Below are 25,439 nucleotides of genomic sequence, written 5' to 3' on the forward strand. Positions count from 1 at the left end.
CTTGATTGGGAGCGCTCCCAAGTTTCTTCTGATGCCTAAGTTTCTTGAAATGCTCACTCTCTGGAGTCGCAGTGAGAACAACGAGAAGCACCACACGAAAAAATCCGGTCGCCGCCCTCCTGCTCGGACTGGCCACCGTCCTCGGGCTCGTCGTTCTCGGCGGCCTCGGACCGGCGGCCGCTCAGGCCGAGTCGCCCGGCACCCTCGCCACCGGCCTGCACATCAGTGACGGACGCCTGGTCGAGGGCAACGGAAACGACTTCATCATGCGTGGCGTCAACCACGCGCACACCTGGTACCTCGGCGAGACGCAGTCGCTGGCCGACATCAAGGCGCTGGGTGCCAACACCGTCCGCGTCGTTCTCTCCAACGGCCACCGCTGGACCGAGAACGGTCCCGAGGACGTGGCGAACGTCATCGACGACTGCAAGGTGAACCGGCTGATCTGCGTGCTGGAGGTGCACGACACCACCGGCTACGGCGAGGAGGCGGCGGCCGCTTCGCTGGACCAGGCGGCCGACTACTGGATCGGCCTGAAGGACGTCCTGGTCGGCGAGGAGAACTACGTCATCATCAACATCGGCAACGAGCCCTGGGGCAACACCGACCCCGCCGGCTGGACCCAGCCCACGATCGACGCGATTCAGAAGCTGCGCGGCGCCGGGTTCGAGCACACGCTGATGGTGGACGCGCCCAACTGGGGCCAGGACTGGCAGAACGTCATGCGCACGAACGCCCAGTCCGTCTACGACGCCGACACCACCGGCAACTTGATCTTCTCGATTCACATGTACAGCGTGTACGACACCGCCGCGAAGATCACCGACTACCTGAACGCGTTCGTCAACGCCGGACTCCCCATTGTCATCGGCGAGTTCGGTGGCCCCGCCGATCAGTACGGCGACCCCGACGAGGATTCCATGATGGCCGCCGCCGAGCAGCTCAGGCTCGGCTATCTGGCTTGGTCCTGGAGCGGCAACACCGACCCGATCCTCGACATGGTGCTCAACTTCAACCCGGCGCAGATGACTTCCTGGGGCGAGCGCATCTTCCACGGCGTGAACGGCATCGGTCAGACCTCCCGCGAGGCCACCATCTTCGGCGGCTCGGGCGACACCGAGGCCCCGACCGCTCCCGGCGCCCCGGCCGCCTCGGCCGTGACGGACACCTCGGTCACCCTCACCTGGGCCGCCGCCACCGACAACGTGGGCGTCACCGGCTACGACGTCGTGCGCGTGAGTGGCGACTCCGAGACCAGGGTCGCTGGCTCCGCCACCAACTCCGTCACCGTGACGGACCTCACCGGCGAGACGGACTACACCTTCGCCGTCTACGCCCGCGACGCGGCCGGGAACCGCTCGGACCGCTCCACCACGGTGAACGTCACGACCGACGAGGGCGGCAGCACTCCCGGCGTGGGCTGCTTCGTCGGCTACCGCGTCGTCAGCGAGTGGGGCGGCGGCTTCCAGGGCGAGATCACCATCCGCAACACCGGCACCACCGTCGTCGACGGCTGGACGCTGGTCTTCGCCTTCGCCGACGGCCAGACCATCACCAACATGTGGGGAGGGGTTCCCACCCAGGACGGCGGCACGGTGAGTGTCACCCCCGCCTCCTACACCTCCTCCATCCTGGCCGGCGGCTCGGTCACCGTCGGCTTCACCGCCGGCACGGGCAGCGAAAACGCGGCCCCGACCGCGTTCACCCTCAGCGGTTCCGCCTGCGCGACCGCCTGACCCGGCCGCCCGGCCGACCCACCCGACCGGCGGGGGTGATTCGCCCCCGCCGGTCGGCGCGACCCCGTCGTCGGACCGCGCTGCTACGGTCCGCGCGGGACCAGACGTGTCCCGTTCCGCGGCGGCGAGAAGGAGAGCCTGTGGGCCGGCCCCCAGGGCGGCTCAGCCGGGGCCGGCGGACAGTGCCTCTTCGGGCGTCATCTCCAAGCCGCGCCCGTACGCGGCGCCGTAGGCGTCCTGGTCCAGGTGCTCCCGCACCGCCTGGGTGATCCGGTCGACATCGCCCCGTTCGGCAGGGGGAAGCGGCATGCCCACGGAGTGTCTGGCCGCCCGCGCGGCGCCGAGCAGTACGGCCGCGTACGTGTGGCGCCCCGCGAGGGCGTGAGCGCCCGCCAGGCCCTCCAGTGCCAGCGCCATGGCCCTGGCGTCTCCGGTGTTGTGGGCCGCGGCCCAGCCCTCCAGGTGCAGTCCCAGGGCGTGGTCCGCGTCGCCGCGCTGCTCGGCGATGAAGCCGAGCTCGGCCAGCACAAGCGCACGGCCGGGCTCGAAGGCCACCCTGGACTGCCACCGCAGCACGTTGCGCATATGGGCCTCGGCGGCGTCGAGCCGCCCTTCACGACGAGCGCCGAGGCCGAGGCCGATCTCGGCGTGGATCTCCCCCGGCTTGTAGCTGTGCTCGGCGGCGAGGCGCATCGCCCGCTGATGGAACTCCCGTGCCCTGGCGTGGTCCCCGGTGAGCATGGCGGCGCTGCCCAGGCTGGTCAGCCGGTCCGCGGCCTCCGGCCACAACCCGAGATCCTCGGCCATCCGCAGCCCGTCCTGCTGGAGCCGCGCCACGCGTTCGTAGTCGCCGGTCATCTCGGCCAGCGCGGAAAGCGGCTCGGTGGTCTGCAACTGCCCCCAGGGGTCGCCGAGTTCGGCGAAGAGCTCGGCGCTGTGCCGCGCGTCGTGCGCGAGCCGCGCGAGGTCACCACGCACATGTGCCTGGTTGGCCCGTACGCTCAGCGCCGCGGCGGATCCCCAGGTGTCGCCCAGGGCCTGGAACCCTTCCAGTGCCCGGTCGATGAGCTCCTCACTGGCGGCCTGGTCGCCGACGCCGAACAGGGCGAAGCCGAGGAACCACTGTGCTCTGGCCCGCTCCCGCGGCTCCGTCACGTCCCGGGACAACTCCACGGCCATCCGGCTGTACTGCGCCCGCTCCGTGGCGTCGCCGACGAGGACGGCGAACCCCGCTCGCCAGGCCCGGGCCCGGGCCTGCGAGGACGCCATGGCCCGCGGGTTCCGGACGGGCCCGGTCCGCCCCGCGGCGCCGAGCGCCGCCTCCAGCGACCGGCCCGCCTCCCGGAGCCGGCCCCGCAGGAACCAGTACCAGGTCAGCGCGTTGACGAGCCTGAGGGCCTCCTCGACGGCGCCCTGCCGGACCGCGTCGTCGAGCACCCGGCGGACATTGGCGGCCTCGGCGTCCAGGAGGCGCAGCTGGCGCCGCTGGTCGGGGCCGTGCATCAGCGGCGCCGCTTGCTCGGCCAGTTCGGTGTAGTACCGGCGGTGCCGCCGGAGTACGTCCTCGCTCTCGCCCGCCTCGTCCAGCCGGGCGAGCCCGTAGTCGGCGACGGATTCGAGGAGCCGGTAGCGCGGTTTGTCGCCACTGTCGACCATGACGACCAGCGAGCGGGCCACCAGGCGGGCGAGCAGGTCGAGGACGTCGTCGCGGTCCACCCCCTCCCCGGCGCAGACGGCCTCCGCCGCCTCCAGGGTGCACCCTTCGGCGTGGATGGCGAGGCGCCGCAGCACGGCGCGCTCGGGACCGGTCAGCAGGTCCCAGCTCCAGTCGATCATGGCCCGGAGCGTCTGCTGGCGGCGCGGAGCGCCCCGGTACCCGGTGGCCAGCAGCCGGAAGCGGTCGTCGAGGCGGGTGACCAGCCCTCGTACGCCGAGCGCCCGCACCCGTGTGGCGGCCAGTTCGAGCGCCAGGGGAATCCCGTCGAGCCGGCGGCAGATCACCGCCACGTCCGGGGCGTTCCCGGCGTCGAGCGTGAAGCCCGGTGCCGCGGCGGCGGCCCGGGCGACGAACAGCTCGACGGCGCTGGTCCGCGCCACGTCGTCGAGTCCCGGCTCGCGGGCCGGGTCGGGCACCTCCAGCGGAGGCACCGCCCAGACCACCTCACCGAGGATGCCGAAGGGTTCCTGGCTGGTGGCCAGGAGCCGCAACCCGTGGCAGCGCTTCAGCAACAGCGTCGCCAGTTCGGCGACCGCGTCGACGATGTGCTCGCAGTTGTCGAGGAGCAGCAGCAGCCGCTTGCCGGCGAGCGCCTCCGCCAGGCTCTCGGCGGGTGAGGCAGGTCCGTTCGCGCCGGGGGCCGCCGGCCCCGGCTCCTCCCGGATGCCGAGCGCCGCCATGACGGCCTCCGCCACCCGGTCCACCGCGTTCGCGCTGTCGGTGCGGCCCAGCGCGGCAAGCTCCACCAGCCAGGCGCCGTCCGGGAAGCCGTCGGCGAGCTGGGCCGCCGTCTCCAGCGCGAGCCTGGTCTTGCCGACGCCGCCGGAGCCGGTCAGCGTCACGTGCCGCGCGGTGGCGAACAGGTCCTTCACCTCCACCACGGCGCCCTCGCGGCCGACCAGCTCCGTCAGGGGAGCCGGCAGGTTCGTGGCGGGGCGCCGCGGTGGGGCCGCGGTGGGGGAGGGCGTGCTCAGCTCGGGGTCCTGCTCCAGCATCGCCTGGTGCAGGGCGGTCAGTTCGGGGCCGGGGGCCAGGCCCAGTTCGTCGGCGAGCCGGGCCCGCAGTTCCTGGTAGGCGGTCAGAGCCTCGCCCGTCCGCCCGGCGGCGTAGAGCGCGCGCATCTGGAGGGCGCGCAACCGCTCGCGCAGCGGGTACCGCACGACCAACTCATGCAGTTCTCCCGCCACGTCGAGGTGTTCGCCCAGTGCGATCCGGGCCTCGGCGAGCGCTTCGAGGGCGGCGAGGCGGGTCTCTTCGAGGCGGGTGACGACCGGGCGGGCGAACGCGGCGTCCTCGAAGCCGGAGAACGCCGCGCCCCGCCACAGAGCGAGGCCGTCCGACAGGAGTGCCGCGCGCACGCTTGGGGCATCGGTGGACCGGGCGCGCGCGGTCAGGGCCAGGAAGCGGTCCATGTCGACGCTCTCGGGCTCCGTACGCAGCAGATAGCCGTCGTCGCGCAACGTCAGCAGCTCCCGGCCGCCCGCTCCCGACTCCTCGAATACCTTCCGCAGCTGCCAGACCCTGGTCTGCAGGGCGGCGGCGGGATTGCCCGGGAGCTGCTCCTCTCCCCACACCTCGTCGATGAGCCGGTCCGCGGACACGGGGTGCCCCTCATGCGACAGCAGGGCTGCCAGCAGCGCCCGGGTCTTGGGTCCGGGCACGGTGACCGGGCTGCCGTCCGCCCGCCACACGGCCAGTGGCCCCAGCACTCCGAATCGCACGGACGCCACGGTAACGCAGCTCCCTGACCTGCCGGGAGTCGGCTGTGAGCTCGGCCGTGAGCGGATGGTGAGCGGGTCGTGAGGGCCTCGCCGCAGGCTGGGACACGTCCATCACCGTCGGCGGTTCGCCGACCCGGCGCGGGAGCGTTTCCGATGTCCGGCGACAGCCGTCCGCGGTTGGCGATCCTCATCGGCGGTACCGCCGGGGCGCTTCTTGCCCACCGCGGCCCCGATGGTTCACCGAACAGTCCCGCCGACGCAGGGACTTCGACGTCGATCTGATCGACCTGGCAAGGAGATTTCTCATGCTGACGGAAAGTCAGGCCCCGCGAGCCTGAAGGCCGGGCCCCGGGAGTGGCTCGGGCTCTTCGTACTCACCCTCCCCACGCTCCTGCTGGCCCTCGACGCGACCGTGTTGAACCTCGCGGTCCCGCACATCAGCGCGGACCTCAAGCCCAGCAGCGCCGAACTGCTGTGGTCGATCGACATCTACGGCTTCATGATCGCCGGATTCCTCGTCACCATGGGCACGTTGGGCGACCGCATCGGCCGCCGCAAGCTGCTGATGATCGGGGCGCTCGGCTTCGGCCTCGCCTCGGTCCTCGCCGCGAAGGCCACCAGCCCGGAAATGCTGATCGCCGCCCGCGCGCTGCTCGGCATCACCGGTGCCACGCTGATGCCCTCGACGCTGGCCTTGATCAGCAACATGTTCAAGGACCCCAAGCAGCGCGGGGTGGCCATCAGCGTGTGGGTGACCTGCTTCTCCGTCGGCGTTGCCGTCGGCCCGGTCCTGGGCGGCGCGTTCCTGGAGTGGTTCTGGTGGGGCTCGGTGTTCCTGCTTGCCGTGCCGGTGATGGTGGTGCTCCTGGTGGCGACGCCGTTGCTGATCCCCGAGTACAAGGACGCGGAGGCCGGCCGCATCGACCTGGCCAGCGTGGTGCTGTCCCTGGTGACGGTGCTGCCGGCGATCTACGGCATCAAACGCATGGCCGAGCAGGGCACGGACGCCCAGGCTGTCGTGACGCTGCTGGCCGGTGTGGTCTTCGGTGTGCTGTTCGTGCTGCGTCAGCGCGAGCTGGCCGATCCGCTGCTGGATCTGCGGCTGTTCGCGAACCGGGCGTTCACCACCGCGCTGCTGGTACTGCTGCTCGGCCTCGGCCTGATGGGTGGGCTGTATCTGTTCATCACGCAGTACCTACAGCTGGTGGAGGGCCTGTCGCCGATCAGGGCGGGACTGTGGCTGCTGCCCGCGGCCGGGGCACTGATCGTGGCCTCCTCGCTCACGCCCGCGATCGCCGGCAAGGTAGGCCCGGGGTATGTCGTCGGCGGAGCGCTGTTCCTCTCGGTGCTGGGGTACGCCCTGATCGGTTTGGTGGACAGCACCGACGGACTGCCGCTACTGGTGACCGGCTTTGTACTCATCTACACGGGCATCAGCCCGATGATGGTCCTCGGCACGGACCTGGTCGTCGGTTCGGCGCCGCCGGAAAGGGCCGGTTCGGCCGCGGCGATGTCGGAGACGGCGATGGAGTTCGGCATCGCGCTGGGCATCGCGGGCCTGGGCAGTGTCGTCACCGCCGTGTACCGGGATGAGATCGGCGAAGCCCTGCCGCCGGGCCTCGCGGAGTCGGCCGCGGAGACGGCCCGTGACACGCTCGCCGGTGCCGACGCCGTGTCCGACTCGCTGGGTGCCCAGGTCCTGGAGCAGGCCCGGGAGGCGTTCACCAACGGGATGAACCTGGCGAGCGGTATCGCGGGCGTGATCGTGGCGGTGACGGCCGTCGCCGCGATGGTGCTGCTGCGGCACGTTCCGGCGGGCGGCGCGGAGGATGCGGGCGCCGATGAGGGCCCCGTCGAGGGAACCGGCCCCTTCCGGTGACGGCCGCTGAGGAGCGGTCCATTTGTCCGAGACATCAGTTCCCGTCGGACTTGGACCCCCGTGACCTCGCCAGGCCGGTCACCCCTCTGAGACACGGCCTCCCCGGAATGAGTCCGAGCTCGCTCCTCTCGCCCGCGAGGTCCTCCCATCCCGCCGACACCGGCCGGCGGACGCAGACGGTGCGGGGACGCCGGCCGGCCTCCCCGGCGACCCCGCGTTCCGGCCGCGGTTCCTCAGAACCGGCCGGTGATCCGGTTCGGGGTGACGCGCACGATCACGCGGGGACCGTCGTTGATCGAGGCCGGGTTGAAGGAGGCATATTCCTTTCCGGTGTACTTGAGCGACAGCTCGTTCACCAGCTCCCTGGTGGTGTCCGGCGTGACGGTGGCGGTGCCCCGGACCGCGGCGTAGGTGTACGGGTTCTCCGGCGGGTTGATCATCACGGTGATGCGCGGGTCACGTGCGAGGTTCTTCCCCTGTATACGGTCCGTGGTCGTGGAGAACACCAGGTCGTCGCCGTCACGCTTGAGCCAGACGACGGTCAGGTGCGGCTGCCCGTCGGGCAGGAGCGTCGCAACGGTCGCGAAAGCACGTGAATCGTCGAGGTACTTCTTGAGTTCAGCCGAGAGCTGCGCTGCCAAGGTCTTGAATCCTTCTGTTCCGGAGTGTGCGGACACGCGCCCGGAAGGCGCTTGAAGGGCAACGTTCCGGGTGATCGCACTCATTCCCCGGACGACGGGACGGGCCCGCCCGTCCGGCGGTGAACGAGCCCACGCCGCAGGAGAGTTGGGCGAAGTCGTCGTCGGCCACGATGCGTGGCGCCGTGATCGTTCACGATCGCCGGTTGACCCCGCGCCGAGCCGCTGCCTAGCCTGCCGCTGACGCGGCCCCCACGGGGGCGGGGCGAACCCACGAACGCCTCCCTCGTGTCCCGGAGAGGTGGCGACGGCATGCGGATACAGGGGACGGCGGTGGAGCCGGACCGGCTGCCCGGCGCGTCGGTGGTGGCGGCGGCCCGGGCCGGGGACCGCGCCGCCCTGGACAAGCTGGTCCGGGCGTATCTGCCGCTCGTCTACAACATCGTCGGCCGGGGCCTGAACGGACATCCCGACGTCGACGACGTGGTGCAGGAGACGCTGCTGCGGGCGGTGCGCGGGATCGGCGACCTGGCGGATCCCGAGCGGTTCCGCAGTTGGCTGGTCGCCATCGCCGTACGCCAGATGCGGGACCGCTGGCGGGCCGCCCGGCCCGAGCCGGCACCGGCGGCCGAGGCCGGCCACACCGCCGATCCGGGCTCGGACTTCGTCGGGCTGACCATCCTGCGGCTCGAACTCTCCGGCCAGCGCCGGGAGATCGCCGAGGCCACCCGCTGGCTGGACGACGAGGAACGCGGGCTGCTGTCCCTGTGGTGGCAGGAGGCGGCCGGCCAGCTCACCCGGGCCGAACTCGCCGCGGCCACCGGGGTGTCGGCCGCCCACGCCGGGGTGCGCGTGCAGCGGATGCGGGGCCGGCTGGACATGGCCCGGGAGGTGGTCCGCGCCCTGCGCGCGAAGCCGCGCTGCTCCGAGCTGGGCCGGCTCACCGCGGACTGGAACGGCGTCCCCTCCGCCCTGTGGCGCAAACGGCTGGCCCGCCATGTGCGCGAGTGCCCCCGCTGCGCCGCGCACGCCGCCGGGCTGGCCCCCGCCGAGGGGCTGCTGGCTGGCTTGGCCCTCGTCCCGTTGCCGGCCGGATTCATGCTCGCTGGCGGCCTGCTCACCGGCACCCAGGGCGCGGCCGTCACCGCGGGCGCCGTCGGCAAGCTCGCCGCGGCCCTGACGGCCAAGCCCGCCGCGCTGGCGGTCGCCGGGGCCACCGTGGTCGCGGCCGGACTCGGCGCCTACACCCTCACCAGCCCCTCCGACGACCCGGCCGGGCCCCCGGCCGCCGCGCCCTCCGAGGCCGGGCCCGGGAACGCGGCCGAGGCCCCCGCGCCCGGCGGCTCCCCCTCCGACATCCCGGAGACCCCGCCGGAGACCGGGCCCGAGTCGGCGCCGCCCGAGGAGCCCGACGCCGTCTACGGCCAGACCGTGGACGGCGTGGACGCCGCCCCGGACCCGAACACCCCGCCGGCGCCGCTGCCGGAACGCCCCGAGGGCCGGCCGGTCACCGCGGCGGGCGGGGTCTTTCAGGAGCAGGACGGCGACCGCTGGCTGATGACCTACCGGGACGAGCACCTGGTCCTGTCCGGCCAGGGCTACTTCCAGGTGCGCTACCAGCTCGGCACCGACGGCCGGCGCGGGGGGATGGTGATGCCGACCTGGACCGGACTGGAGGGAAGGCTGTTCCATGTCGCCTCCGGCGGCGGCCGGCGCATGGACGACCAGCAGCCGGGCCTGCCCGAGGGCACCACCTGGATGGGCAGCCCGCCGGAGGGCTATCTCCAACTGCCCGACGGCGCCCAGCAGATGTGGCAGACCGAGTACTTCCACCTCGACGGCTCGGTGACGCTCACCAACCACGAACGCGGCGCCGATTACAACTTGATCGTGACCGCTGTCACCCACGACGCCATCGCCGCCGACCTGGGCACCCCGCCCGACCCGGCCGCCTCGGTGGTCCGCTACGGCCTGGTCCGGGACACGGGCGACGACCGCGCGCCGGTGCCGCAGTACCTGACCCGCTCCCGGCCCGCCGACCCGGCGGCCGTCGCCCAGCACTCGCAGGTCGGACCGGAATAGCCCGTCTCCCGGGGGCCCGTTGGGAGAACCGCTCACCGGCCCTTCGCCCACCGCCTCCCGACCGACTCCGGCATGCCATCCTGAGCCCAAACCCGGCCGCACAAGGAGGAGTTCACGATGCAACCGTCGCCCCGCTGGCGGGAGCTCCAGCAGGAACGGCTCGCCGAGGCCGCCCGGGTCCTGGGTGGCATTCCGGGAGTTCATGGCCTGCTGCTGGGGGGCAGCCTCGGGCGCGGCGAGCCCTGGCCGATGTCCGACATCGACCTCCTGCCCGTCTACGACGGCGACCCGGCCGCGGTGGCCGCCCGGGTCGAGGAGCGCCGGGCCGAGCTGGTGGACTGGTGGGCGGCCAGCGGCCGGGCGCAGACGCTGGACATCGGGCGGCTTGCGTTCATCGCGGACGAGGCGCGCGAGGCCGTGGGCTCCGGGCCCGGCTGGGCGGTGCGGCGGCTGCTCGCGGACCCCCGGTGGTTCCACGGCCTGGACAAGGCGTACCGGGGCCGCGCGGTGGTCGCCGCGGACGGGCTGGCCGGGGAGTTCGCCGGCTGGATCGAGGCGACGCGGTTCACGCCCGCCGTGGTCGCCGCCCGCGTCGGCCGGTGGTGCGAGCTGGCCGCCGAGGCGTGCCAACGGGCCCGCGCCGCACGGGAGTCCGGCGAGCTGGCGGAGGCCACCTACCAGGTGCGGGAGGCGGCGCGCGCCCTGCGGCACGTCGCCCTGGAGGGGTGGGGCGAGCGGCTGGGGTCGATGGGCCGGGAGTGGACCCGGTTCGAGCGGATGGCCGACGCGCACGGCCGGCGCGACCTCGCCGACCGGATCGCGCGGGCCGCGGGCGCCGATCCGGAGTCGGCCGCGCGGCGCGAGCCGTTGGCGCCGGGCTGGCTGCGCGAGCGCATCGAGCTGTACTGGGCGGCCCGGCAGGCCGTCGGCGAGAAGGTGACGCCCCGGCAGAACGCGCGCGACCAACTCGCCGCGTTCGCCGTGCACATCGCCCGGCGCCGCCCCGACCTCGCCGGGCCGTGGACCGGTTCCCCCGACCCCCGGCTGGCCGAGCGCCTGGCCGATCTCGACGCGCTGCGCGCCGAGTTGGGCTGACCGGCCGAGCGGGGCGCTACCGGGGCTTGTGGGTCAGCGTGGATCCGGTCGCGCGGCTCGGCCGTCACGGGGGCGCTGGACTCCCAGCGGACGCGGTAGTTGATCTCGCCGCCGTTGGCCATGAGCTGCTCCCAGCCGTCGTTGCGGAAGGCGAGCAGTTCGGGGTAGGTCCCCGGCATGTGGCGCCAGAGCTCGTCCAGGCCCTGGGCGTACTGGGCGGGCGGGTCCCAGTTCTCGTCGGGGTGATCGGCGGCCCGCCGGCCGAGGCGTGGGTCACCCGCGCGGGGGCGCGCGGTGGGTTGCGCGGCGGCGTGAGCCTCAACTGCCCCGCGCCAACGCGCTGTTCCGTTCGCCCCGCCTCCCTTGTTGACTGCTGTCCGAGGCCGCGCGCCCGTCACCCTTCATCGGTCCTGCCGCAGCGGTCACGCAAGCCGCGGAAGTCCCGGGAGTGACATGGAGCCCGTCGAGGAGAGGCCGGACGCCGTCCTGACACAGGATCTGGGTGAGGTCCGCGTGCTCAGAACGGACCAGGTGGCGGTGATCGAGATCAACCGGCCGCACCGGCTCAACGCCTTCACCCGCGACACGGTGGACCAGCTCATCACCGCCTTCCGGGAGGTCCGGCAGCGGCCGGAGACCGGCGCCATCGTGCTGACCGGCGCCGGCCGGAAGGCGTTCTGCGCGGGCGGCGACCAGAAGCACCGGGCCGAGGTGGGCGGTTACGGCGCGGGCCTGTCCGGCGGCCCGGCCACCGAGGAGCTGTTCCGGGTCATCCGGGAGTGCCCCCAGCCGGTCATCGCCGCCGTGAACGGCCACGCCATGGGCGGCGGTCACGTCATGCACCTCGTGTGCGACCTCTCGGTCGCCTCCGCCGACGCCACCTTCGCCCAACCGGGCCCGCGCGTCGGCTCCTTCGACGCGGGATACGGCTCGGCGCTGCTCGCCCGGGTGGTGGGGGAGAAGCGGGCGCGGCAGATGCTGCTGCTGGGCGAGCACGTCGACGCCGCGACCGCCCTCGGCTGGGGCCTGGTCAACGCGGTCGTCGAGCCGGACCGCGTGCTGGCCACGGCGCTGGAGTGGGGGCGGCGGTGCTGCGCGTTCTCGCCCACGGCCCTGGCGATGCTCAAGCACTCGCTGAACGCCGACACCGAGCACATCGCGGGTCTGGGCCGGGTCTGCTACAACGCGCTGTCGCTGTTCGGCGACACGGAGGAGGCCCGGGAGGGCTACACCGCGTTCACCGACAAGCGCCAGGCCGACTTCTCCCCCTTCCGGGCGGGCGGCCCCGGCGGCGCGCCCTGACGCCCAACCGGCCCGGGCCGCCGCTGAGTTGAGCGCCCCGGCCCGTTGCACCGGGATGGCCGACGGCCACCACGGCGGCACGTTCTCCGGGCAGAAGGGGGCCGGATAGTCGGCCGGGGTGCCCCGGACCGCGAAGTACCACCAGGCCACCAGGGCCATCGCCGGAAGGGCGACGGCCACCGTCGCCACCCAGCGCAGGGGACGGGAGGCGATCGGCAGCAGGACATGAACGACCGCGAAGAGCAGGGTGTTGACCACGGAGACGCCGATCACCACCTCGAAGAGCAGGTGAAAGCTGTTCGCCGACGCGTTGACGCCCACATCGCACGCCTCGTAGGCCGCCGCGGTCAGCCGGGCGAGCCCCAACGCGACCGGAAGCGCGACCAACAGGCCGGAGAGCCAGGCGGTCCCGAGCCGGCCGAGCAGGATCCCCAGCGGTGACCGCGGGGTCGCGTGGAGGACGGGAGGGGCGTGGCGCGCACCGGTGGGCGGCACACGTGAATCGGCCGATTCAAGGGGCATGCCCACGGAACCGCCCCGCCGCCGCGCGTTCCCGGCGGCGGCGTGCCACCGGGCGAGCGGACCGGTTCCGCCGGGCCCGGGCTGTCCTGCGGGACGCGCCGGGCGTTCGTTACCGTGGGCGTCGTGTTCACTTCGCGCGGACCGGCCCTCCGGGAGCTCGTCGTTCAGGCGCTCTCGTCCGTCGAGCGCGGGTACGACCTGCTCGCGCCCAAGTTCGACCTGACACCGTTCAGGACGCCCGAACGCGTGCTGGACTCCGTGGCCCGGGCCCTTCGGGACCTCGGGCCGTTCGAGACGGGGCTCGACATCTGCTGCGGCACCGGCGCGGGCGTCGGTGTGCTGCGCGAGGTGTGCGAACGGCGCGTGACCGGCGTGGACTTCAGCGCGGGCATGCTGGAGGTGGCGCGCGCCTCCTTCGCCGACGCGCCGGGGGCGCCGGTCGTGGACTGGGTGCGGGCGGACGCCCTGGCGCTGCCGTTCAGCCGCGCCTTCGACCTGGCCGTGAGCTTCGGCGCGTTCGGGCACTTCCTGCCCCGCGAACGGCCGGCGCTGTTCGCCCAGGCGCACGCGGCGCTCCGGCCCGGCGGCGCGTTCGTCTTCCCCATCGCCGCGCCGCCCCCCGTCGGCTCGTCGCTCTACTGGGCGCTGTGGGGGTTCGACGCCGCGATGCGCGTGCGCAACGCGGTCTGGCGCCCGCCGTTCGTCATGTACTACCGGACGTTCCGGCTGCCGGACGTGCGCGCGGACCTGATCCGCGCCGGGTTCCGCGTGGGCACGCTGCCGCTGACCGACCTCGGCACCCGGCCGGACGGCAGCCCGCGCTGCCGCCTCGTCATCGCCCGGCGCCCTCCCGCCCCCCCCGGCCTGACGGCGGGCCGGGCGGTCGGGAGGGCTGGCGGGCGAATGCGTCACGGCGGCGTTTCCCGGCCGAAAAGATGGCAACGGGCACGGTTATCGACCAACGGGCGGAAGCGGTTTACACAAGTCCGCATTCTGTTTCCGTTCCGCCGTCGCGCCGCCGCGCTATCCGGCCGGAAAAAGAACGGTCCGCTCCTCGGGAATGCGACCTAGCACCGCTTCCAGGTGAGGTGGTACGTCGTGGCGGGCACGTCCGTCGACCGCATCGCCAGGAAGCTGACCGAGTGCTCGGCGTCCGAGGACCCGGCGTCCACGCGCAGCTCGGTGTTGACGTTGAGGAAGCGCTGCTCGCCGCACGGCGCCCAGACCAGCTCGCCCATCGAGGCGCTGTCGGAGGTCTGCCACTCGTCGTCGTAGGGACCGGTGAAGTCGTGCGAGACCGAGGTGGTGCCCGAGGAACCCTGGAAGTAGTACGCCGAGTTCTGCTCGCCCGTCGCCCCCCGCTCCAGGTGGGCGTAGCCGCTGTGGTCCAGGCCGGAGACGGCATAGGTCCAGCCCGCCGGGGAGCCGATGTTCAGGACGAGCTGGCAGTTCTTCCGGAAGCCGGTCGGATCCGCGCCGGCGCCCACGCGTGCCAGGTACTCGCTGTAGTTCACGGTGAACGAGCCGCGGTCCGGCGAGAGCGAGACCCCGACCGTTCCCGCCGGACAGCCCGAGCCGTTGACGGTCTCGATGCCGACCCGCACGCCCTCCGGCGGCGCCTCGGCCGCCGCCGGGGCGCTCCCCGCGGAAACTGTCGAGGCGAATAACGCGGCGATCGCGCCACCGGCCACCAGAATGCCGGACATGGTTTCTCCAATCGGTCTTTCGGGCTGTTGCCGGGAAGAATCCGACACCGCCCGTGCGGAATGCGCAGAACGCACAAAGTTCCCGTTGCCGAGCCGAATTGCGCTCGGTTTGGGAGCGCTCCCATAATAGGAGTGGGCTCCCGGGTGCGGAAGATGAGGAACGGCTTTTCGCGGATGCGGCCGAGAAGTGCCCTCAGGCTTTCGTCATTTCCCGGAATATGCCGCGGGCGAGCGGCGGCGGGACCGGGCGCGCGGCCGGTGGCCGCAGCGGACGCAGGCACCCTTCCGGCCGTAGGTGTGACCGGACGCGGTGTCTTCGCGGCGCGGGGGGTCACCCGGTGCCGAGCACCCGGTTCAGATAGGGGTTGGTGAAGACGCCCGCCGGATCCAGCTCGGCCCGTACCCGCAGGAAGTCGGCGAAGCGCGGGTAGCGCTCGCGCAGCGCCGCCGCGTCGAGCCAGTGCAGCTTGCCCCAGTGCGGCCTGCCGCCGACCGCGTCCGCGATGGCGGCGACCGCCCGGAAGTACCGTTCGTACGGCAGCCGTTGGTACTGGTGAACCGCAACGTAGGCGCTGTCCCGGCCATGGGCGGTGGACAGCCAGATGTCGTCGGCCGGCGTGAACCGCACCTCCACCGGGAACGCGATCCGTTCCCCGCCGCCGTCCACCCAGCGGCGGACGGCGCGCAGCACCTCCGCGACCGACTCCCGGGGGACGGCGTACTCCATCTCGCGGAAGACGACGCGGCGGGGTGAGGTGAACACGCGGGCGGAGGCGTCGCTGTAGTGGCGCGCCGACAGGGCCCGGGCGGCGACGGCGTTGAGGCGGGGGATGGCGGGCGGGAAGGCCGTACCGAGCCGGTTCATGCCCTCGAAGACGGTGTTGGACAGGAACTCGTCCTCGAACCAGGCCCGGGCGCGGCCCAGCGGGTGCGCGGGGGTGCCCTCCGGCAGCCGGTTGTTGCGCTTGGTCAGGGTGCGGTCGGTGTGCGGGAACCAGTAGAACTCGAAGTGCTCGTTCTCCGCGACCAGTTGGTCGAGGCCGCCGAGCACCGTACCGAGCCGCGCGGGTACCTCGGCGGCGGCCAGGGCGAACGCGGGTTCACACCGCAGGGTGACGCGGGAGATGACGCCGAGGGCGCCCAGTCCGATGCGGGCGGCGGCGAAGAGGTCGGGGCGTTCGTCGGCGGCGCAGCGGGTGAACGTGCCGTCGGCCAGCACGAGTTCGAGCGCGTGCACCTGCGCGGCCAGGCTGCCGGACGTGGCCCCGGTGCCATGGGTGCCGGTCGATATCGCGCCGGATACGGTCTGCCGGTCGATGTCGCCGAGGTTGGTCATGGCCAGGCCGTGCGCGGCCAGCACCGCGTTCAGCCGGTGCAGCGGCATCCCGGCCTCGACCGTGACCAGGCCGGTGCGCGGGTCGATGCGGACGGGCCGGTGCAGCGCGTCCATCCGGATGAGGACGCCGTCGGTCGCGGCGACCCCCGTGAACGAGTGGCCGCTGCCGACCGCCTTGACCCGCAGGCCGTCCGCGGTGGCCCGCCGGACCGCCTCGGCCAACTCCTCGACGGACTCCGGGCGTTCCACCCGCGCCGGACGTGCCGTCACCGTGCCCGACCAGTTCCGCCAGCCGGCCGTCGTCATCCGTGGACTCCGCTCGTGCTCGCCGCCGTGGTGCGCGCAAGTCTTCTGCCGGGCCCGGGCCGCGTCAATCGGCGCGCGAAGACCTTTCCGCGCGCTGTTGCCAACGCGCCGGTGGCACTACCGTGTTCGCGTCCCGCGCCCGGTGGGCGCCGAGTGATCCGGAGGCCGCATGAGCGCATCCGCCACCACATCCATCGCCAGGCTGACGCGGGCGACCGCGGACCGGGAGCCGCCGTTCGCGGTGGTCGACCTGGACGCCTATCGCGCGAACGCCGGTGACCTGGCCCGTCGCGCGCTCGGCAAGCCGCTGCGGGTGGCGAGCAAGTCGGTGCGCTGCCGGGCCCTGCTGCGGCGGGCGCTTGAACTGCCCGGGTTCCGGGGCGTGCTCGCGTTCACGCTGGCCGAGGCGCTGTGGCTCGCCGAGGAGATCGAGGACGTGGTGGTGGGCTATCCGACGGCCGACCGGGCGGCCCTGCGGCGGCTGGCCGGGGACGAGCGGCTGGCCCGGCGGGTGACGCTGATGGCCGACTCCCCCGACCACCTGGCGTTCCTGCGCGCGGCGGCGCGGCCGGTGCCCGCCCGCCCGCTGCGGGTGTGCCTCGAACTGGACGTCTCCCTGCGGCTGTTCGGCGGACGCGTGCACGTCGGCGCCCGGCGCTCGCCGGTGCACGGGCCCGAGGCGGCGCTGGCCCTGGCGCGCGCCATCGCGGAACGGCCGGAGTTCCGGCTCGTCGGCATGATGGCGTACGAGTCTCAGATCGCCGGGGTGGGCGACGCCCCGCCCGGCGCGCCGCTGCGGGGGCTGGCCGTGCGGGCGATGCAGCGGCGTTCGGCGGGCGATGTGGCCGAGCGGCGGGCCGCCGCGGTGGCCGCCGTGCGTTCGGTGTGTGACCTGGAGTTCGTCAACGGCGGCGGCACGGGCAGCGTCGAACGCACCGCCGCCGAGCCGGCCGTGACCGAGGTCGCCGCGGGCTCGGGCCTCTACGCGCCGGCGCTGTTCGACGGCTACCGGGCCTTCCGGCCGCGCCCGGCGGCCTGGTTCGCGCTGCCGGTGGTGCGGCGTCCGGCGCCCGGCGTCGTCACCGTGCTCGGCGGCGGCTGGATCGCCTCCGGCCCGCCCGGCCGCGACCGGCTGCCCCTCCCGGTCTTCCCGGCGGGCCTGTCCTACCGGGGCCAGGAGGCGGCCGGCGAGGTGCAGACCCCGCTGCTGGGCGCGGCGGCGGATGAGCTGCGGGTGGGGGACCGGGTGTGGTTCCGGCACGCGAAGGCGGGTGAACTGGCCGAGCACGTCGGCTCGTTCGCCCTGATCGAGGGCGACCGGATCGTGGCGGACGTGCCCACGTACCGGGGCGAGGGTTTCGCGTTCCTCTGAGCGGCTGGGGGTGGCCGGAGCGCGCCGCCCCGGTGGTTGGGGCGGGGGCGGCATGAGCAGGTGACCGGGGAATGGCATGGGCATGGTCAAACGGAAACGCCGTCCCCCCACTGGAGGTTGTTCGTGACAATCAGAAACGCCGCCCGGGCGCTCATCGCCCTGCTGGCGGTCGCGCTGTCCGTGACCGGCACCCAGGCGTACGCCGCGCCGGAGGCGTCGGCGGCCGTCGTCCTGACCTATGACGCCAGCGGCGCCGCGGAGTTCGTGGACGCGGTGGACAGCGGCGCGGCCGTCTGGAACGAGAGCGTGGCCAACGTGCGCCTGGAGCCCGCCGCGCCCGGCGCCCGGGCGAACATCCGCGTCATAGCCGACGACGGCTGGCCCCGTGCCCTGACGACCAGCCTGGGCAACGGCACGGTGTGGATGGGCCGCGAGGCGGTGAACGACGGCTACAACACCATCCGCATCGCCGCCCATGAACTCGGCCACATCCTGGGCCTTCCCGACATCAAGCCGGGTCCCTGCTCCAGCCTGATGTCCGGTTCCTCGGCGGGCGTCTCCTGCACCAACCCGTACCCCAACGCGGCCGAACGTTCCTCGGTCGAGGCGGACTTCGGCGGCGGCGCACTGGCCGGAACGGCGCCGTCCGGACCTTCGGTGCACCGGGACTGACTCCGGGGTGAGCGGGAACGGGCTCCCCGGTTCCGGAACGCGGCGGGCCGGGAAGCCCGTTCCCATGTGAACGGACGTCTTCCGGCCGGTCCTGGCGCGGCTGCTCCGCACCGGCCCGCTCCAGCTCCAGGTGCCCGAACGCTCCTGCCGGGCCGGTGACTTACGCCTCGTCCCAGCCCGAGCCGGCGTCGCGGACCAGCAGCGCCGCCTGGACCCGGTTGTCGCAGGCCAGCTTGGCCAGGATGCGGCTCACATACGTCTTGATGGTCAGCTCCGTCATGTGCAGCCGCCGCCCGATGTCCGCGTTCGTCAGGCCCTCGGCCAGCAGGCGCACCACGTCCGCCTCGCGGTCCGTCAGCGCCGCCAGGCGGGCCAGCGCCTCGCGGCGGCGGGGGACGGCGTCCGGGGTGACGACGCCGAGGACGACGCGGGTCACGGCGGGGGAGAGGTAGGCGTCGCCGCCGTGGGCCGCGCGGACCGCGCGGATCAGCTCGTCCGGCGTGCAGTTCTTCAGCACGAAACCGGCCGCGCCGCCCTGGAGCGCGCGCAGCACGTTCGGCTCCGCGCCGAAGGCCGTCAGCACCACCGTGCGCGTGCCGGGGGTCCGGCGGCGCAACTCCTCAACGGCGGCGAGGCCGTTCAGCACCGGCATCGTGATGTCGACGAGCACCACGTCCGGGCGGTGCCGCAGCGCCTGGTCGACGGCGGCCCTGCCGTCGCCCGCCTCCGCCACCACCTCGATGTCGCCCGCCGACTCCAGCACCGTGCGGATCCCGGCGACGATCAGCGGCTCGTCATCGGCCACCAGCACCCTGATCATCACCGGCCCCCGAGCAGCAGACTCGCCGGCAGCACGCCGAACGCCAGCACCCCCGTGGCCGCCGCCAGCCAGAGGCGGCGCGCGGCGGCGGGCGCGGGCGGCCGGGGCGCGGCGGGCGCCGCCGGGAGCATGGCGAGCAGCCGGAAGCCCTCGGCGACGGGGCCGTGGTCGACGAAGCCGCCCACGGCGCGCGCCCGTTCGCGCAGGCCGGCGAGCCCGTGCCCGCCGCCGGGCCGCCCGGCCGCCGGAGGGCCGGCCGGGTTGACGATCGTGAGCAGCAACGCGTCCCGCTCCCACGCCATCCGGACGGTGACGGGCCGCCCGGGCGCGTGCTTGGCCGCGTTCGTCAGGCCCTCCTCCACCACGCGGTAGGCCGCCTCCCAGGTCGCGTCGGGCAGTTCGACCGGGGTGCCCTCCCGCCGGAACGCCACCTCGACCGCCGCCGCGCGGAAGTCACCGACCAGGCGCTCGATCGCCTCCGGCCCGAAGGTCGTCTCGCCGCTGCGCAGCGCGCCGACCAGCTCGTGCAGCTCGGCCATGGCCTCCCGCGCCGCCGCCGCCAGTTGGCGGGTGGTCTCGCGCTCCCGGGGCGGCAGCCGGTCGGAGACCTCCAGCGCGGCGGCCTGGATCGACACCAGGCTCAGGCGGCGGCCGAGGGAGTCGTGCATGTCGCGGGCGATGCGCAGCCGTTCCCGCAGCCGTTCGCGCTCGGCGAGGAGCCGGCGCTCCTGCAACAGCGTCTCCACCAGCCGGCGGTGCTGGGCGAGATAGCGGCCGGACAGCAACGGCAGTACCACAAAGACCAGTTCGAACCAGGCCAGGAACAGCAGCGTTCGCGGCGCGATGCCGTGCGCCGCGGCCTGCGCGGCCAGGCCGCCCGCCGCGATGCCCACCGTCCGGGCCGCCGTCGCGCGGGAGGTGATGGCGTGCCCGGCGCGGTACCCCGTCCACAGCAGCAGCGCGAAGCCCGCGCCCGTGACCGGGGACAGCAGCAGCACCGTGGCGCCGAACGCGGCGAGCGGGCCGCGGCGTTCCGCGGCGACGATCAGCGTCGCGGCGAGCGCGAAGGCGCCAAGTGCCCAGGCGGGCAGGCCGTTCGGGCGGGCGGCGGCCAGGATCGCGGTGTCCGCCGCCACCACGGCGGCGGCCAGCAGCGGCCTCGCAGACGGGCGCATGCGCCTGAGCGTACGTGCCGCGCGCCGCGCCCCGCCATCCACCTTCGTCGCCCGCCCCGGCCCACTTTCGGGGACTGTCCGCGCCCATTCGGCGTTCCTAGCGTGTGCCCGGTGATCGAAGTGAAAGACCTCAGCAAGCGATTCGGAAGCGGCGCCGGGAGCGTGGCGGCCGTCGACGGCCTGTCGTTCACGGTGCGGCCGGGCCGGGTGACGGGCTTCCTCGGCCCGAACGGCGCCGGAAAGTCCACGACCATGCGGCTGATCCTGGGCCTGGCCCGGCCCACCGCGGGCGCGGCGCTGATCGACGGCCGCCCCTACGCGGACCTGGCCGACCCGCTGCGCCGCGTCGGGGCGTTGCTGGAGGTGGGCGGCGCGCACGGCGGGCGCAGCGCGCGCGACCACCTGCGGTGGCTGGCCCGCACCCATCGCATCCCCGCCGGGCGCGTGGGCGAGGTGCTGCGCCAGACCGACCTGGAGGCGGCGGCCGGGCGGCGCGTCGCGGGCTTCTCCCTCGGCATGCGCCAACGCCTCGGCCTGGCCGCCGCGTTGCTGGGCGATCCGCCGGTGCTGCTGTTGGACGAGCCGGGCAACGGACTGGACCCGGAGGGTGTGCGCTGGCTGCGCGAGACGCTGCGCGGGCTGGCGGCGGAGGGCCGGACGGTGCTGGTCTCCAGCCATCTGATGAGTGAAATGGCGCTGACCGCCGACCACTTGATCGTGATCGCCCGTGGCCGGCTGGTGGCCGACGCCGGGATGGCGGAGTTCGTCGAGGCCGGTGGCGCCGGCTCCCTGGAGGACGCTTTCCTGCGCCTGACGGGCGGGGGCGAGACGCGATGAAGGACCTCGTTCTCGCCGAACTGATCAAGATCCGCACGGTCCGCTCCACCGTCTGGACGCTGGCTGCCACCGTCCTGACCGGCGCGGTTGTGGGTGTCCTGGCCGGGCTGAGCTACCGCAACGCCTACCCGGACATGACCCCGGCGGAGCAGGCCGACTACGACCCGCTCCTGCCGTCGCTCTACGGCCTCACCCTCGCCCAGCTCGCGCTGGTCGTCTTCGGTGTGCTGGCGGTGGGCGGCGAGTTCTCCGGCGGCACGATCCGCTCCTCGCTGCTGGCGGTGCCGAGCCGGGGCCGCTTCCTCGCCGCGAAGCTCCTCGCCGTCGCGGTGCCGGCCTGCGCCGTCGCGCTGCTCACGGCGGCGGCCACGTTCGGAACCGCCCAGGTCGCGCTCGGCCCGCACGGCGCCGCCCTCGCCGAGGGCCGCACGCTGCGCGCGATCGCCGCCGGGTGGCTGTACCTGACGCTGATGTGCCTCTTCGCGGCGGGGCTGTCGGCTCTGCTGCGTGGCACGACCCGGGCGCTGGCGGTGCTGCTGCCGCTGCTGTTCCTCGGCTCGCAGGGACTGGGGAACGTGCCGGTGGCGCGCACCGTGCTCCAGTTCCTGCCGGACCAGGCGGGCATGGTGGCCATGCACCTCTGGGAGGGCGCCGACGACCGGGTCTTCACGCCCGCCTATGGCCCCGGCGCGGCACTGGCCGTCGTTCTGCTGTGGACGTCCGCCTCCCTCCTGGCCGGCTACGCGACCCTCCGCCGCGCGGACGTGCCCTAGAAGCCGGGGACGGGAAGCCCCGTTCACGGCACCGATGGCCGCGGGAACTGCCGTCCGCCCGCCTGATGATGTTCGTTTCTGAACATTAATGATCGTTATCTGTTTGGGTTGTTGACCGCCTGTTTCGTCTGCGCTGAAGTGACGTTCGCCACGCGGCGCCGATCATGTTCGCCGGGCCGGCCGTCCCTGCCGTTCCGCCTGTTCGCGAGCTCGACCGTGCCGCCTTCCCGTCCCCGGAGTCCTGAGGCGGATCATGAACGAGCATATTCACGCCGGAGCGCCGCGCTCCGCCTGGCAATGGCTGCGCGGACAGCGCACGTTGCTGCTGCTGGCGGTGCCCGGAGTGGCCTACTTCCTGGTGTTCCACTACGCCGCGCTGTTCGGGAACGTCATCGCGTTCAAGGACTTCGTGCCCTTCCAGGGCGTCTGGGAGAGCCCCTGGGTCGGATTCGACAACTTCGAGCGGATGTTTGAGGATCCGGCGTTCTGGCAGGCGGCGTGGAACACGCTGGCCCTGGCCGGTCTCCAGCTCGTCTTCTTCTTCCCGCTCCCCCTGGCGCTGGCGCTGCTCCTGCACAGCCTCGCCCGGGCCCGGATACGCGGGCTGGTGCAGTCGGTCGTCTACCTGCCGCACTTCCTGTCCTGGGTGATCGTCGTCGCCCTCTTCCAGCAAGTCCTGGGCCCCACCGGGATGTTCGGCGGCGATGTGGCCTTCGTCGCCGACGTGCTGAGCAATCCGGACGCGTTCAAGCCGCTGATGGTCGCGCAGATCATCTGGAAGGACTGCGGCTGGGGCACGATCATCTTCCTCGCCGCCCTCTCCCAGGTGAACACCGACCAGTACGAGTCGGCGGCCATCGACGGAGCCGGGCCCTGGCGCCGCTTCTGGCACGTCACCCTGCCCGCCGTGCGGCCCATCATCATCCTGCTGCTGATCATGCGGCTGGGCGACATCCTCACCGTCGGCTTCGAGCAGATCCTGCTCCAGCGCGACGCGGTCGGCCCCGAGGCCGGTGAAGTCCTGGACACCTTCGTCTACTTCCAGGGCGTGCTCGGCGCGGACTGGGGCTACTCCGCCGCGGCCGGCCTGTTCAAGGGAGTCGTCGGCGCGCTCCTGGTCTACAGCGCCAACAAGATCGCCCACCGCATGGGGGAACAGGGGGTCTACAAGTGACCGGCATCCTGGGCGCCAAGGAGCCCCGCCCCGCCTGGCAGGAGAAGCCGCGCGCCATCACCCGGGGCGCCAAGGCCGTTGCCCTTATCGTCATTTGCGCCCTGGTGGCCGTCCCGTTCCTCATCGTCGTCTCCACCTCGCTGGCCTCCCCCGACGAGGTCACTGACAATGGCGGCTGGGTGCTCTTCCCCACCGAGCCCACGCTCCAGGCGTATGAGGACATCCTCTCCGGGGGAACGATCACCCGCGCGCTGGCCGTCAGCGTCGGCGTCACCGTCGGCGGCACCCTGATCAGCCTGTTCGGCACGATCACGCTGGCCTACGCGCTGAGCCGGGACCACTTCTCGCTGCGCAAGCCGCTGCTGCTGATGGTGCTGTTCACGTTCCTCTTCCCGCCCGGCATGCTCCCCGGTTACCTGGTGGTCAAGAACCTCGGCCTGCTGGACACGTACTGGGCGCTGGTCCTGCCGGTCGCAATCAACGTGTTCAACCTCGTCATCATGCGCGGCTTCTTCCAGGGCCTGCCCCAGGAGCTCTACGACGCCGCCCGCATCGACGGCGCTGGCGAACTCACCGTCCTGCTGCGCATCGTGCTCCCGCTGTCCAAGGCCGTCGTCGCCGTCATCGGCCTCTTCTACGCCGTCGGCTACTGGAACAGCTTCTTCAACGCCATCCTCTACCTCAACGACTCCGACAAGTGGCCCCTCCAGGCGGTCCTCCAGACCGTGGTCACCCGCGGCGCCAACCTCGGCGGCAACACCACCGAGGCGCTGTCCGACTCGGGCGCCGTCGCCGCGCCGCAGACCTACCAGATGGCGACCGTCGTCGTCGCCGTGGTCCCGATCCTCATCGTCTACCCGTTCATCCAGCGGTACTTCACCAAGGGCGTTCTGACCGGCGCCATCAAGAGCTGAGGAGGACCGCATGCACACGTCCCTCTCCCGGCGCCGTCTCCTCGGTGCCGGTGCCGCCTCCCTTATCGCGGCCCCCGCCCTGGCCGGCTGCGGCACCTCCCAGGTCCGCAGCGCCAGCAACGTCGGCGCCGACCCGGTGCCCTGGCCCGAGCACATCCCCTTCGACGGGCCCGAGCCCGACCTGCCGCCCGACCCCCGGGGCGTGGACGCCGGCTTCCTGCGCTACCCGGACCGGCTGACCACCTCCGTCCCCGAGAAGCCCGGCACCGGCCGGGAAACGGTCACCGCGCTCGTCGAGACCTACGAGGCGCCGCCGCTCGGCCCGGGCAGCAACCAGTACTGGGCCGCCCTCAACGACGCGCTCGGTGTGGACCTGCGACTGCGGGTCGTGCCCTCCGGCAACATGGGCCACAAGATCGCCACCATGATGGCCAGCGGCGACATGCCCGACCTGATGCTCGTCCGCAACTGGATGCCCCGCGTCGCCGACTACGCCGTCAACGCGGCCCAGGACCTCAGCGAGTTCCTGGCCGGCGACCGGATCCGCGACTACCCCAACCTCGCCAACCTCCCCACCTACGCCTGGCAGGACATGGGCCTGATGGCCGGCCGCATCCAGGGCGTGCCCATCGTCCGGCCCCGCACCGGCTCGACCGTCCTCGCCAACCAGGAGGCCATGTCCGAGGCGGCCCAGGGCCGTTACAACGACTGGACCGGCGAGGAACTCGTCGACGCCTTGGTCCGGGCCACCGGCGACGGCCACTACGGCTTCGGCTCCGCCAGCGGCGGCTGGCTGTTCGGCGCGCCGCTGTTCGCGTCCTGGTTCGGCGCGCCCAACATGTACCGCGTCGACGACGCCGGGAACTTCGTCAAGGCCGAGGCCACCGAGGAGTACCGCGCCGCGATCGAGTTCGCCACCCGGCTGCACCAGGACGAGAAGGTCTACTACCCCGGCGCCGCAACGCTTGCCACCGAGACGCTCAAGTCGATGTTCTTCAACGGGACCGTCCGCAGCCATGTCGACAACCTTCCTGGCTACCAGGCCGCGGTGACCGCCGTCCGGGACGAGTTCACCGTCGATCTGCTGCGCGCGCCCACCGGGCTGGGCCGGGGACCCGTCTCGCACTTCAGCGGCGGCACCTACGGATACACCCTGTTCAAGCCCGCCGCCCCCGACCGGATCCGCCTCCTGCTGCGGGTTCTCGACTTCCTGGCCGCGCCGTTCGGCACGACCGAGTACGAGCTCACCTACTACGGGGTGGAGGGCGCGCACTTCACGCGCGGCGACGGCGACCTCGAACTCACCGAGCTGGCACAGCGGGAGAACCCCAGCGTGGTGCCGGTGAAGTACATCACCGCGCCGCCGCCCGTCCACTTCTTCCCCGGCAACCCGGAGGCGGCCCGCCGCGCGCACGCCTTCCAGGTCGCCGATGTGGAGATGGGCATCCCGCCGCTGACCAGCGGCCTGGTCGTCCGCGAGGCGCGCGTCGACCAGAACCGGCTGCGCAACGTCTTCTTCGACGCCGCCGTGTCGGTCATCCAGGGCCACAGCCCGATCAGCCGCTGGGACGACGCGGTACGCCGCTGGCGCACCGACGGCGGCGACCGCATCGACGCCGAACTCCAGCGTGAATACGAGGCGGTGCACGGGAGTTGAGACGG

17 protein-coding genes and 2 pseudogenes are annotated in these 25,439 nt (G+C 73.0%); 13 read left to right on the top strand and 6 right to left on the bottom strand.

The features are described 5' to 3' along the window. Positions 1–71: 71 nt before the first annotated feature. Complete coding sequence (locus tag RM590_RS24645; protein WP_311706891.1) at positions 72–1,736, top strand: cellulase family glycosylhydrolase; 1,665 nt, start codon at positions 72–74, stop codon at positions 1,734–1,736. A gap of 162 nt (positions 1,737–1,898) precedes the next feature. On the opposite strand, the gene RM590_RS24650 is transcribed toward RM590_RS24645, so the two are convergent. Beyond that, positions 1,899–5,174 (bottom strand): BTAD domain-containing putative transcriptional regulator, encoded by a 3,276-nt coding sequence (locus RM590_RS24650; RefSeq protein WP_311706892.1) that lies wholly within the window; start codon positions 5,172–5,174, stop codon positions 1,899–1,901. A gap of 232 nt (positions 5,175–5,406) precedes the next feature. Here RM590_RS24650 and RM590_RS24655 point away from each other — a divergent pair, with 232 nt between their 5' ends. Further along, positions 5,407–7,053: an MFS transporter gene (locus RM590_RS24655; protein WP_394813964.1), complete on the top strand. Its 1,647-nt coding sequence runs from the start codon at positions 5,407–5,409 to the stop codon at positions 7,051–7,053. A gap of 233 nt (positions 7,054–7,286) precedes the next feature. Here RM590_RS24655 and RM590_RS24660 read toward each other — a convergent pair whose 3' ends face one another. Further along, positions 7,287–7,694 carry a PPOX class F420-dependent oxidoreductase gene (locus tag RM590_RS24660; RefSeq protein WP_311707002.1) on the bottom strand — a complete coding sequence of 136 codons (408 nt, stop codon included), beginning with the start codon at positions 7,692–7,694 and terminating at the stop codon, positions 7,287–7,289. Between the two features lie 309 nt (positions 7,695–8,003). Here RM590_RS24660 and RM590_RS24665 point away from each other — a divergent pair, with 309 nt between their 5' ends. The 4 genes and pseudogenes from RM590_RS24665 to RM590_RS24680 form a co-directional block, all read left to right on the top strand. Further along, positions 8,004–9,773: a sigma-70 family RNA polymerase sigma factor gene (locus RM590_RS24665; RefSeq protein WP_311706893.1), complete on the top strand. Its 1,770-nt coding sequence runs from the start codon at positions 8,004–8,006 to the stop codon at positions 9,771–9,773. 117 nt (positions 9,774–9,890) lie between these two features. After that, positions 9,891–10,868 carry a hypothetical protein gene (locus tag RM590_RS24670; RefSeq protein ID WP_311706894.1) on the top strand — a complete coding sequence of 326 codons (978 nt, stop codon included), beginning with the start codon at positions 9,891–9,893 and terminating at the stop codon, positions 10,866–10,868. A 453-nt stretch (positions 10,869–11,321) separates the two neighbouring features. Further along, positions 11,322–12,170, top strand: coding sequence for an enoyl-CoA hydratase-related protein (locus RM590_RS24675; RefSeq protein ID WP_311706895.1), 849 nt, complete (start codon positions 11,322–11,324; stop codon positions 12,168–12,170). 645 nt (positions 12,171–12,815) lie between these two features. Next, positions 12,816–13,538, top strand: a pseudogene (locus RM590_RS24680) (class I SAM-dependent methyltransferase); the annotation flags it as partial. A gap of 221 nt (positions 13,539–13,759) precedes the next feature. On the opposite strand, the gene RM590_RS24685 reads toward RM590_RS24680, so the two are convergent. Both RM590_RS24685 and RM590_RS24690 read right to left on the bottom strand, forming a co-directional pair. Further along, positions 13,760–14,398, bottom strand: coding sequence for a DUF4360 domain-containing protein (locus tag RM590_RS24685; protein ID WP_311706896.1), 639 nt, complete (start codon positions 14,396–14,398; stop codon positions 13,760–13,762). Between the two features lie 331 nt (positions 14,399–14,729). Beyond that, on the bottom strand, positions 14,730–16,040 hold the full coding sequence (locus RM590_RS24690) for a D-arabinono-1,4-lactone oxidase (protein ID WP_311706897.1): 1,311 nt from the start codon (positions 16,038–16,040) through the stop codon (positions 14,730–14,732). Between the two features lie 169 nt (positions 16,041–16,209). Between RM590_RS24690 and RM590_RS24695 the strand changes: the two genes are divergently transcribed. Together RM590_RS24695 and RM590_RS24700 are read left to right on the top strand one after the other, a co-directional pair. Next, positions 16,210–17,412: an alanine racemase gene (locus RM590_RS24695; protein ID WP_311706898.1), complete on the top strand. Its 1,203-nt coding sequence runs from the start codon at positions 16,210–16,212 to the stop codon at positions 17,410–17,412. A 123-nt stretch (positions 17,413–17,535) separates the two neighbouring features. Then, the gene (locus tag RM590_RS24700; protein ID WP_311706899.1) at positions 17,536–18,084 is read left to right on the top strand and encodes a snapalysin family zinc-dependent metalloprotease; all 549 of its coding nucleotides are present in this window, start codon (positions 17,536–17,538) and stop codon (positions 18,082–18,084) included. Between the two features lie 160 nt (positions 18,085–18,244). Here the strand turns inward: RM590_RS24700 and RM590_RS24705 are convergent, their stop codons facing one another. After that, on the bottom strand, positions 18,245–18,904 hold the full coding sequence (locus tag RM590_RS24705) for a response regulator transcription factor (protein WP_311706900.1): 660 nt from the start codon (positions 18,902–18,904) through the stop codon (positions 18,245–18,247). Next, on the bottom strand, positions 18,904–20,079 hold the full coding sequence (locus tag RM590_RS24710) for a sensor histidine kinase (RefSeq protein ID WP_311706901.1): 1,176 nt from the start codon (positions 20,077–20,079) through the stop codon (positions 18,904–18,906). The genes RM590_RS24705 and RM590_RS24710 overlap by 1 nt, the downstream gene beginning before the upstream one ends. A gap of 111 nt (positions 20,080–20,190) precedes the next feature. On the opposite strand from RM590_RS24710, the pseudogene RM590_RS24715 reads away from it, so the two are divergent. The 5 genes and pseudogenes from RM590_RS24715 to RM590_RS24735 all read left to right on the top strand — a co-directional run. Next, positions 20,191–20,853 (top strand): annotated as a pseudogene (locus RM590_RS24715) (ABC transporter ATP-binding protein); the annotation flags it as partial. Between the two features lie 59 nt (positions 20,854–20,912). Continuing rightward, a complete protein-coding gene (locus RM590_RS24720) occupies positions 20,913–21,689 on the top strand; it encodes an ABC transporter permease subunit (protein WP_311706902.1) in 777 nt (258 codons plus the stop codon). A 253-nt stretch (positions 21,690–21,942) separates the two neighbouring features. After that, on the top strand, positions 21,943–22,863 hold the full coding sequence (locus RM590_RS24725) for an ABC transporter permease (protein ID WP_311706903.1): 921 nt from the start codon (positions 21,943–21,945) through the stop codon (positions 22,861–22,863). Next, complete coding sequence (locus RM590_RS24730) at positions 22,860–23,777, top strand: carbohydrate ABC transporter permease (RefSeq protein WP_311706904.1); 918 nt, start codon at positions 22,860–22,862, stop codon at positions 23,775–23,777. Before RM590_RS24725 ends, RM590_RS24730 begins: the two co-directional genes overlap by 4 nt. A gap of 10 nt (positions 23,778–23,787) precedes the next feature. Next, positions 23,788–25,434, top strand: a complete 1,647-nt coding sequence (locus tag RM590_RS24735; protein WP_311706905.1) for an extracellular solute-binding protein — start codon at positions 23,788–23,790, stop codon at positions 25,432–25,434. Positions 25,435–25,439: the final 5 nt, after the last annotated feature.

The organism is Streptomyces litchfieldiae, from assembly GCF_031845365.1.
In the GTDB taxonomy this organism is placed as follows: Bacteria; Actinomycetota; Actinomycetes; order Streptomycetales; family Streptomycetaceae; genus Streptomyces; species Streptomyces litchfieldiae.

Excerpts from the sequence above, each read along its gene's own strand:
- RM590_RS24705 (WP_311706900.1), bottom strand. The coding sequence starts at position 18,904 with ATGATCAGGGTGCTGGTGGCCGATGACGAGCCGCTGATCGTCGCCGGG.
- RM590_RS24670 (WP_311706894.1), top strand. The coding sequence starts at position 9,891 with ATGCAACCGTCGCCCCGCTGGCGGGAGCTCCAGCAGGAACGGCTCGCC.
- RM590_RS24690 (WP_311706897.1), bottom strand. The coding sequence starts at position 16,040 with ATGACGACGGCCGGCTGGCGGAACTGGTCGGGCACGGTGACGGCACGT.
- RM590_RS24720 (WP_311706902.1), top strand. The coding sequence starts at position 20,913 with ATGAAGGACCTCGTTCTCGCCGAACTGATCAAGATCCGCACGGTCCGC.
- RM590_RS24735 (WP_311706905.1), top strand. The coding sequence starts at position 23,788 with ATGCACACGTCCCTCTCCCGGCGCCGTCTCCTCGGTGCCGGTGCCGCC.
- RM590_RS24665 (WP_311706893.1), top strand. The coding sequence starts at position 8,004 with ATGCGGATACAGGGGACGGCGGTGGAGCCGGACCGGCTGCCCGGCGCG.
- RM590_RS24695 (WP_311706898.1), top strand. The coding sequence starts at position 16,210 with ATGAGCGCATCCGCCACCACATCCATCGCCAGGCTGACGCGGGCGACC.
- RM590_RS24685 (WP_311706896.1), bottom strand. The coding sequence starts at position 14,398 with ATGTCCGGCATTCTGGTGGCCGGTGGCGCGATCGCCGCGTTATTCGCC.
- RM590_RS24675 (WP_311706895.1), top strand. The coding sequence starts at position 11,322 with ATGGAGCCCGTCGAGGAGAGGCCGGACGCCGTCCTGACACAGGATCTG.
- RM590_RS24655 (WP_394813964.1), top strand. The coding sequence starts at position 5,407 with ATGGTTCACCGAACAGTCCCGCCGACGCAGGGACTTCGACGTCGATCT.
- RM590_RS24725 (WP_311706903.1), top strand. The coding sequence starts at position 21,943 with ATGAACGAGCATATTCACGCCGGAGCGCCGCGCTCCGCCTGGCAATGG.
- RM590_RS24710 (WP_311706901.1), bottom strand. The coding sequence starts at position 20,079 with ATGCGCCCGTCTGCGAGGCCGCTGCTGGCCGCCGCCGTGGTGGCGGCG.